Source organism: Flavicella sp., from assembly GCF_029238425.1.
Lineage (GTDB): Bacteria > Bacteroidota > Bacteroidia > Flavobacteriales > Flavobacteriaceae > Flavicella.
Genome location: NZ_JAQWGB010000165.1, coordinates 35,447 through 48,901, shown reverse-complemented (window position 1 = coordinate 48,901; position 13,455 = coordinate 35,447). Strand labels below are relative to the sequence as shown.

General features: G+C 35.5%; 10 protein-coding genes. 2 read left to right on the top strand and 8 right to left on the bottom strand.

The window, feature by feature from the left end:
* Window positions 1-18: 18 nt before the first annotated feature.
* Genes P8H68_RS11435 through P8H68_RS11410 form a run of 6 tightly spaced genes read right to left on the bottom strand, consistent with a single transcriptional unit; the run spans window position 19 to window position 8,262 of the window.
* Complete coding sequence (locus P8H68_RS11435) at window positions 19-1,440, bottom strand: quinol:cytochrome C oxidoreductase (protein ID WP_300325142.1); 1,422 nt, start codon at window positions 1,438-1,440, stop codon at window positions 19-21.
* Between the two features lie 28 nt (window positions 1,441-1,468).
* On the bottom strand, window positions 1,469-2,023 hold the full coding sequence (locus tag P8H68_RS11430) for a cytochrome c (protein WP_300325139.1): 555 nt from the start codon (window positions 2,021-2,023) through the stop codon (window positions 1,469-1,471).
* 4 nt (window positions 2,024-2,027) lie between these two features.
* A complete protein-coding gene (locus P8H68_RS11425) occupies window positions 2,028-2,552 on the bottom strand; it encodes a DUF3341 domain-containing protein (protein ID WP_300325136.1) in 525 nt (174 codons plus the stop codon).
* Window positions 2,545-3,942, bottom strand: coding sequence for an NrfD/PsrC family molybdoenzyme membrane anchor subunit (gene nrfD / locus P8H68_RS11420; protein ID WP_300325133.1), 1,398 nt, complete (start codon window positions 3,940-3,942; stop codon window positions 2,545-2,547). The genes P8H68_RS11425 and nrfD overlap by 8 nt, the downstream gene beginning before the upstream one ends.
* A gap of 31 nt (window positions 3,943-3,973) precedes the next feature.
* A complete protein-coding gene (locus tag P8H68_RS11415; protein WP_300325130.1) occupies window positions 3,974-7,042 on the bottom strand; it encodes a TAT-variant-translocated molybdopterin oxidoreductase in 3,069 nt (1,022 codons plus the stop codon).
* A 35-nt stretch (window positions 7,043-7,077) separates the two neighbouring features.
* Window positions 7,078-8,262, bottom strand: a complete 1,185-nt coding sequence (locus tag P8H68_RS11410) for a c-type cytochrome (RefSeq protein ID WP_300325127.1) — start codon at window positions 8,260-8,262, stop codon at window positions 7,078-7,080.
* 489 nt (window positions 8,263-8,751) lie between these two features.
* Here P8H68_RS11410 and P8H68_RS11405 point away from each other — a divergent pair, with 489 nt between their 5' ends.
* Window positions 8,752-9,093, top strand: a complete 342-nt coding sequence (locus P8H68_RS11405) for an SPOR domain-containing protein (RefSeq protein WP_300325124.1) — start codon at window positions 8,752-8,754, stop codon at window positions 9,091-9,093.
* 31 nt (window positions 9,094-9,124) lie between these two features.
* On the opposite strand, the gene P8H68_RS11400 is transcribed toward P8H68_RS11405, so the two are convergent.
* A complete protein-coding gene (locus tag P8H68_RS11400) occupies window positions 9,125-9,469 on the bottom strand; it encodes a c-type cytochrome (RefSeq protein ID WP_300325121.1) in 345 nt (114 codons plus the stop codon).
* A gap of 202 nt (window positions 9,470-9,671) precedes the next feature.
* Here P8H68_RS11400 and P8H68_RS11395 point away from each other — a divergent pair, with 202 nt between their 5' ends.
* A complete protein-coding gene (locus P8H68_RS11395) occupies window positions 9,672-10,544 on the top strand; it encodes a family 16 glycosylhydrolase (protein WP_300325118.1) in 873 nt (290 codons plus the stop codon).
* 67 nt (window positions 10,545-10,611) lie between these two features.
* On the opposite strand, the gene infB is transcribed toward P8H68_RS11395, so the two are convergent.
* Window positions 10,612-13,398: a translation initiation factor IF-2 gene (gene infB, locus P8H68_RS11390; RefSeq protein ID WP_300325115.1), complete on the bottom strand. Its 2,787-nt coding sequence runs from the start codon at window positions 13,396-13,398 to the stop codon at window positions 10,612-10,614.
* Window positions 13,399-13,455: the final 57 nt, after the last annotated feature.

Here is a 13,455-nt window from a genome sequence, read left to right as displayed (position 1 = left end):
ATTATTATTTAATATATATTAGTAATGGAAAGTTTCACTTTCATGTAAGAAAGGATTTCCTTTAGCTAATAAAGGTGCTTTAGCAATTGTTGAGAATACTGCGTATATAAACAATCCTAAAAAGAATAATATTGCACTGATTTCAGGAATTCCGAAGAACCACTCTCCTCCAACAGTCGCTGGCATTACCATGATAAAAACATCTGTATAATGACCTAATAATACTACAACCCCAGCTCCAATCACAAAGTTTGGAATTCTTTTGTAATCACTGTTGATTAACAATAAGATTGGGAAAATGAAGTTCATAGGAATCATCATTAAGAAAGGCAACTTGTATTCTTCAAATCTTTGAACAAAATAAGTTGTTTCCTCAGGCATATCAGCATACCAAATTAACATAAATTGAGAGAACCATAAGTATGTCCAGAAAATACTGAAACCAAACATAAATTTAGCTAAATCATGAATATGACTATTGTTAACATATTCTAAATGTCCTTTTGATTTTAAGTACACAGTAACCATAGCAATTACAGTTATTGCAGATACTAAGAAAGTAGCCAACACGTACCATCCAAATAATGTACTAAACCAGTGAGGGTCTAAAGACATAATCCAATCCCAAGACATCATAGATTCAGTGAATAAGAAGAATCCTAAAAATGCCACAGACATTTTAAAATTTTTCTTATAACTAACTAAATTCGTTTCATTGTCTTCAGCTAAAGAAGCTTTTCTAGACAAATGACGGTATAAGTTCCATCCTACGATATATACAATAGATCTGATTGTCCAACCTGGTACGTTCAACCACCAGCTTTTTCCATCAATAATGGCATCATAATTCGCTGCCGTTGGATCTACCGTTCCTGGAGCCATCCAAACAAACAAGTGATGTACATGAGCAGATCCTAATAATAAGATTACTAATAAAATCATTGTTACAGGTAACAAATTTCCTGTGATTCCTTCCATAACTCTAAAAAGAACAATTGACCAACCTGCTTGAGCTACTCTTTGAATTGCATTGAAAGCCAATACTAAAAGTGTTACTCCAAAGAAAAACAAACAAGCTACGTAAAATGCCGCCCAAGGTCTGTTCTTTAATTGATGATATACATGTTCTGCATGGCTATCTCCATGATCTTCCTCACCATGTGCTGTCACTTCTTCATGAGCTTCACCGTGAGTATCATGATGCGCTTCTGCATGACCATGAGCGTCATGAGCTGCTTCTGCATGATGTTCTACATGAGCATCTGCTTCAGCATGATGCGCTTTACCGTGAGAACCATGAGCATTTTCTGCATGATGCAAGTGCTCTTTTACTTCTTCAATTGAACTAGGCGTTGACAAGAAACCTGAGATCACTCCCACAGCTCCTATAACCATTAATGCCAATGCAATTGTTTTTAATTTTCCTGAAAACTGATACATATAATTCGAATTCAATCTTTATTAAAGATTATTTTAATAAATCGTTTCTTAATTTTTGAACATGGTTCACAACTTGCCAACGCTCTTCTCCCGTCAATTGAGAAGCATGTGATCCCATTAAGTTTCTTCCGTACATAATTACGTGATAAATACTACCTTCTGTAATATCTCTGTCTTTGTAATTAGGTATTCCTAAAAACTTTTCTCTCTTTACTAAATCCCCTTGACCGTCACCTTTTTTACCATGACATACTGCACAATAGATTCCGTATAACGCTTTCCCTTTTTCACTGTTCTTAGTGTACTCAGTTAATGGAGATTTTAATTCGTTCTTTGCTGCATCATATCCTTCATTAGAATTAGGATAATCATAAGGTACTTGACCTCTCGCAATAGTTCCTTCAACCGGTGATTGAGAATCCATTCCATTTGCAAACGCAGTATTCACACCATAAGGTTCATAAGCTACAGAAGTATACATATCTGGCATGAACTGAACTTGTGGCTTCGTTTTATCATTACATGAAGTAAACGCGATTGCGACAAATAAAATTGCTGCTATTTTAGTGATCGTATTTCTCATCTCCTTATTGCTTTTCAATTACGTTAATTTCAACTGCACCTGTTTCATTCAACAAAGACTTTAATTCATCTTCGTTATCATGAATAGCGATTTCCATTAAAAAATGGTCATCTGTCGTTCTTACATCAGGATTCTCTGCTGCTTTAAATGGCCAAATTCTACTTCTCATGTAAAATGTAATCACCATTAAATGGGCTGCGAAAAACACTGTCAATTCAAACATGATTGGCACGAAAGCAGGCATGTTTAAAAACCAACTAAAGTTAGGTTTACCACCAATATCTTGTGGCCAATCCTGAATCATCATATAGTTCGTCATCCAAATTGCAAAACCCAAACCAGTCAATCCATATAAGAAAGCCGTTATAGCTAGTTTTGTATGAGGCAATCCCATAGCCTTATCCAATCCGTGAACTGGGAAAGGTGTAAAGACATCCTCAATATGAATGTGTTTTTCTTTTACTGTCTTAACGGCATCCATCAGGATGTCATCATCATTATATAAGGCGTGTATTACTTTATTACTCATGATTTCCGTCTCTTAATTTTTTATAATTTTCTCCTGATACCTTCAAAATAGATTTTACCTCTGCTTGAGCAATTACTGGGAATGTTCTAGCATATAATAAAAATAATACTCCAAAGAATCCTATTGTTCCAATGAAAATACCTATATCTACAAATGTAGGCTCAAAACGAGTCCATGCAGATGGTAAATGTCCTTTACTTAATACAATCGCAATAATGTCAAAACGCTCAAACCACATTCCAATATTAATAGCAATAGAGATTAAGAATGAAGCGATAAAACTTCTTCTAAACTTTCTTACCCACAATAACTGAGGGATCAAAATGTTGAATAAAATCAATGACCAGAATGCCCAACCGTATGCACCAGTTGCTGCACCGACAGACATGTATGTAAAGTTTTCATAAGGAGAACCTGTATACCAAGCAATAAAAAACTCAGAAGCATACGCCACAGCAACAATACCACCCGTTAACATAATAACGAAGTTCATGTATTCAACGTGTAAACGTGTAATGTAGTTTTCTAAGTTTGTAACTTTTCTCATAATTCCTAACAACGTTTGTACCATTGCGAATCCAGAGAAGATTGCCCCAGCAACGAAGTATGGAGGAAAAATTGTTGAGTGCCAACCCGGGTTGATAGAAGTGGCGAAATCCATAGATACAATTGTATGTACTGAAAGTACTAAAGGAGTTGCTAAACCAGCTAACACCAAAGAAACTTCTTCAAAACGTTGCCAATCTTTTGCTCTACCAGACCATCCGAAACTTAACAAAGCATAAATTTTCTTTTGGAAAGGCTTTACTGCTCTATCTCTTAACATTGCAAAATCTGGAAGTAAACCTGTCCACCAGAACACTAATGAAACCGATAAATACGTAGAAATTGCAAATACATCCCAAAGCAACGGTGAGTTAAAGTTTACCCATAAAGATCCAAATTGATTTGGAATTGGTAATACCCAGTATCCATTCCATGGACGACCCATGTGAATTAATGGAAACAAACCTGCTTGGAATACCGCAAAGATTGTCATAGCCTCCGCAGAACGGTTAATAGCCATTCTCCATCTTTGACGGAATAATAATAATACTGCTGAGATCAATGTACCGGCGTGACCAATACCTACCCACCAAACGAAGTTAGTAATATCCCAAGCCCATCCAATGTTCTTGTTCAATCCCCATACTCCAATACCTGTTCCGATAGTATAGGTAATACACCCTATACCCCACAAAAAGGCAATTAATGAAATTGTAAATGCTATGTACCAATTTTTATTTGCTTTCCCTTCAATAGGCTTAGCAATATCAACCGTAATATCGTGGTAACTTTTATCCCCTAATACTAATGGTTCTCTAATAGGTGCTTCGTAATGAGACGACATAATTTATATATTGTTTCTTAATTAATTTAGTTTATGCTTCTTCCGTGTTTCTTACCTTCACTTGGTAAAGTACATTATTATCAGTTCCAATAGCCTCTAACAAACGGTAAGCTCTTTTATCTTCTTTCTTAGCAAGGATTGCGTCTTCCGACTCATTTACATCACCAAATACTAAAGAACCAGTTGTACAAGCTGAAGAACATGCTACTGCATCGTTAAATTCACCCGGAGCAACTTTTCTACCTTCTTTCTTAGCATTTAAAATAACCGCTTGCGTAGACTGGATACAGAAAGAACATTTTTCCATAACCCCTCTAGAACGAACAACAACATCAGGATTCAATACCATTTTTCCATATTCGTCATTCATATTGAAATCGAACTCAGAATTCTCATTGTATTTGAACCAGTTAAAACGACGCACTCTATAAGGACAGTTGTTTGCACAATATCTTGTACCAACACATCTGTTGTATGCCATTTGATTTTGACCTTGACGACCATGAGATGTCGCAGCTACTGGACAAACCGTCTCACATGGAGCATGGTTACAGTGCTGACACATTACTGGTTGGAAAGATACTTGTGGATTTTCAGCAGGAGCTTCTAAAGCATAATAAGTATCAACTTCATCAGAAGTAGAATTTATGTTTTCTTCTCTCTCTGCAGAATCAGCATCCAATTCAGAAGAATAATATCTATCGATACGCAACCAGTGCATATCTCTACCTACACGTACTTCATGCTTACCAACTACTGGTACATTATTTTCAGCGTGACATGCAACAACACAGGCTCCACATCCAGTACATGAACCTAAATCAATAGAAAGGTTAAAGTGATGTCCTATACTACGATCTTGATCGTCCCATAAATCTACACTATTTACTTCTACCTCTTCGTGCTTTAAAGATACTTTCGTAACCTGATTCCAAGATTCCTTTGGATCTAAATCTGTATTGCTATAATCTTTAAATGATACTTCTTTTAATATTTCATATCTACCAGCAATTGTATGTTGTAACTGCTCACAAGCAAATTTGTGAGTACCACCAACATTTTCAATTGTTGCTATCTGAACATTTTTATTATCAGCAGAAAAAGCATAAGCATTTACACCTACCTGCATTTCAGATTTCATTGCTTTTGTTTTACCATATCCAACAGACAAACCTAAAGAACCTTTAGCTTGACCAGGTTGAATTAATACTGGTACATTTTCAACAACAACACCATTTACAGTAACATTTGCATATTGACCGTCAATAGCACCATTATCTCTAATTGGGTTTGTGAACCCTTGAGCATCAGCATCTGCTTGAGAAATCAATAAGTAGTTATCCCAAGATGCTCTTGTTAATGGATCTGGTAACTCTTGCAACCAAGGGTTGTTTGCTAGTTGACCATCACCTATTGCAGTAGAAGCAAATAAAGTCAATTCAAATGCTCCTGTTTGAACAGAAGATTTTAATGCTTTTGCAGCTTTCGCCACATCAATACTATTTCCTTTTAATGCACTTACTTCCTTAGAATAAATTCCATCATGCAATGCTTGATTCCATGAAGTACCTCCTAAGATATCTGCATTCCAAACATTTGTTAAATAATCATAGTAAGATTGCTCACTACCAGACCATGCTAACAAACAGTCTTGAAATTGTTTTGTATCAAATAATGGATTTACAGTAGGTTGTGTCAAACTGTAAGATCCTTCTTGAATTTGAACATCACCCCAAGCCTCTAAATAATGAGGAGTTGGCAATGCATATTGTGCAACACTTGCAGTTTCGTCTTCGCTAGAAGCAAAAGCAACTGAGAGTTTTACTTTTTTCAATCCTTTTACAAAAGCAGCACTATTTGCTAATGTGTAAACTGGATTTGTATTATAAGTTATAACTGCACCAATTTTACCAGCATTCATTTCTGCGATTAATAAGTCTACAGCAACGTCAGAACCTTGTCTTGTATACTTTACCGCAGCAGTATCAATAACCTCACTTTGTAAGTATTGATTTAATGCCAATGCAATTAATTGAGCATTTTTATTTTGAATTCCTGTAACTACAACTCCATGCTTTCCAGCAGCTTTTAATTGCTTCGCAGCTTTCAAAACAGCACCATCTTTAGAGGTTGTTTTAGAAGTTAAGCTTTCACCAGTTACAGCATTATATAAATTGATCAAAGCATAAATCTGCTCTGATGGTTTTACTACAATTCTTTTATCAGCATTAGAACCTGTCAAAGACATATTTGATTCTACCTGAATATGACGAGACATTTTTCCTGCCTCAACATTTCTACCCTCTGTATAGCTTTTCTCAAAACCACCACCTTGCCAATCTCCTAAGAAATCTGCACCGATAGCAACAATAGTTTTTGCTTCAGAAAAATCATAATTAGGTAATGCTCTTTTTCCGTATACTTCTTCAAACGCATCCAAAGCAGTAGACTCAGACATTGCATCATACTGAACATGCTCCACGTTTCCGTTTACAGCAGTAAAATCAGCTATCAATTTCTCTGTAGATGGACTTGCTAAAGTACCCGTCAATAAAACAACTTTTTCTCCAGAGGCTTTTAATTCAGCCAATGTAGATTTAACTTGTGCATTAACATCAGACCATGAAGAATCGTTTCCATTTACTTTAGGTCCTTTTAAACGTAAACTATCATACAAAGAAAGTACAGAAGCCTGTACTCTTGCATTCGTAGTTCCATTTGCCAATTTGTTTGGCTTGATAAGAATTGGTCTTCCTTCTCTAGTTTTCACTAAAACATTTGCAAAATCGTAACCATCAGCAATAGTACTCGCATAATAATTTGCGATTCCAGGTGTGATCTCTTCCGGTTTTACAACATAAGGAATTGATTTTCTAACGGGACCTTCACAAGCAGCAAGCGAAGCAGCAGCAGTTGAAAATCCAACATATTTTAAAAAGTCACGACGAGAAGTAGAAGATTCTTCTAAACTCTCTTTATCTCCTAAAAATTCATCTGCACTCATTTCTGAAACAAACTCCTTTTCTTCAAGCTTAGCAACAATCGAACTATTTTCGTTTAGTTCTTCAACACTTTTCCAGTATTTTTTGTTAGATGCCATGTTATATATAGGTATTTTATAAACTTAATAATTGATTAGTAGTGACATTTTCCACATTCTTTCCCTCCCATTTGAGCGACAGTCACTTTTTCTACACCATACTTTTTAGATAAATCTTCATGTATGTTTTTGTAGTATCCATTTCCTTCCATTTTAACTTTGGTCTCTTTATGACAGTCGATACACCATCCCATAGTTAAAGGAGAATATTGATATACTTCTTCCATTTCTTCAACAGGACCATGACATTTCTGACATTTGATTCCTCCAACAGTTACGTGTTGTGAATGGTTATAGTATGCAAAGTCTGGTAAGTTATGGATTCTTGTCCATACGATAGGCTCAGTTTCACCTGTATACTCTAAGTTCTCTGAATCCCATCCAGCAGCTTTGTAAAGCTTCTGAATCTCACCATCGTAAAATGCTTTTGAATGCTCTGCTGTAGCAGTTTCCTCAGCAACTTCTCCGATGTTCTTATGACAGTTCATACAAACATTTACAGAAGGAATTCCCGAAGTCTTACTGTTCTTCGCTGCAGAGTGACAATACTGACAGTCAATTTTATTATCTCCAGCATGTATTCTGTGAGAGAAGGCAATAGGCTGTACTGGCTGATATCCTTGATCCACACCTATACTCATAAGTGCTGTAAACCCGAAATAAGCAATATTAAACAACAAGATGATCGTAGCCACAATTTTCAAGAAACCATTATCACTCTTAAAGTAAACATACACTACTAACCCAGCTAAAACCAAGAAAACAACATATGATATCAAGTTCGAAGAACCTGATTCTTTTACTTCAACGGGAGCCGCAGCCACTGCAGCAGCACCAGCTTTCTTAACAGGATCAGCATCCAAATAAGCAACTATATTTTCAATATCTGCATCTGCAAACTGAGGAAAAGCAGTCATTGGAGACCCTTTATACTCTTCATAAATTGCAATTGCATCTGCATCACCAGAAGCTCTTAAGGCATTGTTATCCTTAATCCATGCTTTTAACCAATCCATTTCTCTCCTTTCAGAGATTTTCCCTAACGCCGGTCCTACTAGTTTTTTATCTAATTTATGACAAGCGGCACAATTAGCATTAAACAAACTTTTACCAACTTTTGCATCTCCTTGCGCAGACAAACTGAAGGTAAAAAGAAATAAGAAAGTAAGACTAGCAACTACTAATCTTCCGATTTGACTGTGTTTTTTCACACTTTTCATACTTAAAAATATAAATTTTCTATCTTAATTTGAGATGAAACCATCCGATATAGACACGCATTAATTTCCCCAAAATTTTGAGCAAAAGTACTACTTATTACCAAAATTGTAAATTAAAAAAGGAAGCTAAGAACTAATTTATAGTTGTTCTAAATAACATTCTTCTCTAAACTGATAGCTTCCAATATTTTAAATATTTCGAAATCGATTAAGAAGCTTCATTTTCAATACTTTCCGTTCTTTTATTATCAACCATTTAAACTCTAATTACACTACTGTTTAACCCACTCTAAAACAAGCATTTTATACACCTCTTTAATTGGATATCGCAACACATGACAATAATCAATTTTTATCTAAAATATTACAAAATCATCTATGCTCAAATATTTTATCGTTTAGTCTACAAAGAAAATTTTAGTAAATTAACAATTCTATAGAGCTACATAAAAATCAAACCTTTATTTTTGCCTTTTTACTTAACACATTATGAAAAACAGAATTTTATTTATTATTGGTTTAATATGCATTCCAACTCTAGGCTTTTCCCAAATAACTACAGAGAAAAGCTTACAAACTCTGTTAGTAAAAAAAAGAGCCTACAACCAGCAGTCTAAACAAGGTTTCTGCATACAATTGTATAATGGGAATGAAAAAACAGCTTTGAAAAGAATGCAGGATTTTAAGGAATTATTTCCTGAAATAGAAATCAAAAGAATTTATAAGGTACCTGAGTGGAAAGTTCAGACTATTTCCTACAAAACACGAATTGAAGCCGACAGAGCGCTAAATAAAATAAAAGAAGAATATCCTGGAGCGAGGGTATTATAAAAAAAAGACCATTCAAATGAATGGTCTTTTTTTATTTGGCATTATCTAAATAATAGATAACATTTAAAATTTCTTCATCGCTTAAATAAGAATAAGAGATCATTGGGATCTTATTAAACTTATTGTATACTTCAATAGCCTCTTTATCACCTTTAGCAATCATAGCTTTACTGTCTTTTATAAACTGAACAGTCCACTCTAATTTTCTACGGTCTGATATATTTCCCAAAGCAGGGCCGATTAATTTTTTATCAAGTTTGTGACAAGCTGCACAATTACCATTGAATATTTTCTTTCCTTTAGCAGCATCCGTTTGAGCTGATAAAGAAGTTGTTGACAATACAACTCCAAAAATCAAAAGAATTATTGTTCTCATAAGTATCTCATTTTTTTCTTCTCAAATGTAATTTTTTTTAACTAGACATAAAGTAAAATTATTAATAAAATATATTACAAAATCACCTTTGCAGCACAAATCTAGGGTTGTATCAGATAAATCATACGTTGTTCAATAAAAACCATCCCTAAATACTAAGTGGGGATTATTAAATTATTTTAGAGCCATAAAATCTTATACAATGAAAAATTCTATCAAAACTATTTTAGTGATATGTGTTTTTGCAATCAGCGCAATTTCATCAGCACAAAAAGCTCCAACCTTTGAAAAAGGAAATGACCCAAGACCAAAAGACAAAAAATGGAAACTTGTTAAAAACCAATCAGACGAATTTAAAGGCTCTTCTTTAAATAAAAGCAAATGGGTTACCGGTGGTGGATGGATCGGTAGACCTCCTGGATTATTTATGCAAGACAACATCAAAGTGGAGGATGGATCTTTAAAAATAACAGCTTATAAGCTCCCTCAACCTATTGTTAAAAACAAAAAGACATTTACTCATGGTGGTGGGTATGTAGGTTCGGTAGCACCTTCTAAATACGGATATTACGAAGCTAGAATGAAAGCCAACAAAACTTTTATGTCGTCTACATTTTGGTTGATCAATGAAGGAAAAAACGAATCTGGTTGCAACAAAAGAACTGTCGAATTAGATATTCAAGAATGTGTTGGAGAAATCAACACCAAAGGAAAATGGGCACAACATTTTGATCGTTCTATGCATTCTAACACCCACAGTAGAAACATCCCAGAAGGTTGTGATTATGTGAAGGGTATAAAAGGCACTAATACGGATCTAAAAGAAGGAATGGTTTATGACGATTACCATGTATATGGTGCTTGGTGGAAAAGTGAAACAGAAGTTTGGTTTTATTTGGATGGAGTGTTGACAGAAAAAGTTACTCCAGCTGCTGATTTTGATATCAATATGCATATTAGAATGGTTGTTGAAACGTATGACTGGAATCCTGTTCCCGCCGATGGAGGAATGACAGGTACGGAAGAAGAAAGAACAACTTCTTATGACTGGGTGCGTGTTTGGAGATTAAAGTAATCTAAAAAATTCACAATAAAAAAGCCTGATTCAAATGAATCAGGCTTTTTACATATGATTAGAAATTTTATTTCAATTTCTTCTTAACTTCTACTTCTTGGTAAGCTTCAATAATATCATTTACTTTGATATCATTAAACCCTTTGATTTGCATACCACAATCGTATCCTTTTGCCACTTCCTTAGCATCGTCTTTGAAACGTTTTAATGTTGCAAACTCTCCAGTAAACACCACTATACTATCTCTAATAACTCTCACTTTAGAAGCTCTAAAGATTTTCCCTGTCAATACCATAGAACCGGCAACGTTACCAACTTTAGAAATTTTATAAACCTCTCTAATTTCAGCAGTACCTGTAATCTCCTCTTTCATATCTGGAGATAACATTCCTTCCATTGCATCTTTCAAGTCATTGATTGCATCATAGATGATTGAGTACATTCTTACATCAACCTCTTCCGTATCAGCAACAATTCTCGCATTTCCAGAAGGACGCACATTAAATCCAATTACAATAGCGTCTGAAGCAGATGCTAATAAGATATCAGACTCAGTAATCGCACCAACTCCTTTATGAATGATATTTACTTGAATCTCTTCCGTAGACAATTTCTGGAATGAATCTGTTAAGGCCTCTACAGAACCATCCACATCCCCTTTCAAGATAATGTTCAATTCTTTAAAGTCTCCTAAGGCAATTCTACGACCAATCTCGTCTAATGTAATATGTTTCTGAGTTCTTACAGACTGCTCTCTTTGTAATTGAGAACGTTTAGTTGCAATTTGTTTTGCTTCTCTTTCATCTTCAAATACGTTGAACTTATCACCTGCTTGTGGCGCTCCATCCAATCCTAACATAGATACAGGTGTAGAAGGTCCAGCTACCTGAATGTTATGACCTCTTTCGTCAAACATCGCTTTTACTTTACCACTATGTCTACCTGCCAATACGTAATCGCCAATTTTTAAAGTACCTGCTTGTACCATAATTGTAGAAACATATCCTCTACCTTTATCTAGTAAAGCTTCCACAACAGTACCTGTTGCTCTTTTATCCGAATTTGCTTTTAAGTCTAATATCTCAGCCTCAAGCAATACTTTTTCTAATAATTCGTCAACACCTTGACCTGTTTTCGCAGAGATGTCATGAGATTGAATTTTACCACCCCAGTCTTCAACTAATAAATCCATAGAAGCTAATTGCTGCTTCACATTATCTGGATTTGCCGCTGGACGGTCAATTTTATTAATTGCAAAAACAATTGGTACACCTGCCGCTTGTGCATGGCTAATTGCCTCTTTTGTTTGTGGCATCACATCATCATCGGCAGCAATTACAATAATTACTAAATCGGTAACCTGTGCTCCACGTGCTCTCATGGCAGTAAAGGCCTCGTGACCTGGTGTATCTAAGAATGCTATTCTTTGTCCACCTGTCAACTCCACTGAGTAAGCACCAATATGCTGTGTGATTCCTCCGGATTCCCCAGCAATTACATTTGCCTTACGGATATAATCCAATAAAGATGTTTTACCGTGATCTACGTGACCCATTACCGTAATAATTGGCGCTCTTGTAGTCAAGTCATCTTCAGAATCTACTTCTTCTTGAATTCCTTCTTCAACCTCCGCTCCAATAAATTCAACTGTATAGTTGAACTCATCTGCTACAATAGAAATAGTTTCAGCATCCAATCTTTGATTCATGGTTACCATCATTCCTAAAGTCATACATGCAGAAATAATTTGTGTTGGAGAAACGTCCATCATTGTTGCAACCTCACCTACCGTTACAAACTCAGTAACTTTAAGGATTTTGCTGTCTTGAGCCGCTAACTCCTGATCAATATCAGATTGTTGACGGTGTTGATCTCTTTTATCTCTTCTGTACTTCGCTCCTTTGTTCTTACTAGATTTACCTTGTAATCTCTCAAGAGTTTCACGTACTTGTTTTTGTACTTCTGCTTCAGTTGGTTCTTCTTTTTTAACAGCAGGAGAAGGTCTTTGATTCCTTCCTCTACCTTTATTGAAACCACCTCTATTATTACCACCACCTCCAGCTCTTGGAGTATGATTTGCAGGTTTTACAATTCTTTTTCTTTTCGCTTTCGCAGGTCCACCAGCAGCTGGTTTCGTATCCTCCTTCTTTTTCTTAGGACGCTCAAATTGCTTTAAGTCGATAACAGTACCTGTTAATTTAGGACCATCTAACTTTTTATACTGAGTTCTTAACTTCTCAGCGTCTTCAGGGTTTACTTCTTGCTTAACTTCTTGCTTTTTTGGAGTCGGTTTCACTTCTACGAATTCCTGTGCTTGATCAATTGCTTTTGGCGCAATGTTTTCCTTTTTAACAGGAGCAGCAGTTTCATCTTGCTTTTCAACCTTTACCACTTCTACAGGCTTTTCTTCTGCCACAACCTCTACAGGCTTTTCAACAGTTTCTTTAACTTCTTCCTTCTTCTCCTCTACAACAGGTTTCTCTTCAGCTTTAGTAGCACCAGGAACATCAATTTTCCCAACTGTTTTCAACTCAAGCTTTTCAGCTTTTGCTTTTACCACAGCTCTACGAGATTCTTCTAACTGACGTTTTTTATCCAATTCAGCCTCTTGTGCCAAACGAAGTTCTTCCTTTTCTTTTTTCTTTTCTTCACCTACCTCCTTAGAAGCGGCTTTTTTATTCTTGTCAGTCTGAAAACCATCCAATAAGACTTCATAAACCTCACTAGAGATCTTAGCAGTAGGTCTTGCCTCTACTTCCACTCCTTTGCTCGCCAAGTGCTCAACAGCTCTATCCAATGATATGTTAAGTTCCCTAAGAACTTTGTTGAGTCGTATTGTTTTATTTTCAGCCATATCTTTTTAATTGTTGAATAGTTACTTTGTTTATTTTGGCTCATAAACCAGCCAACT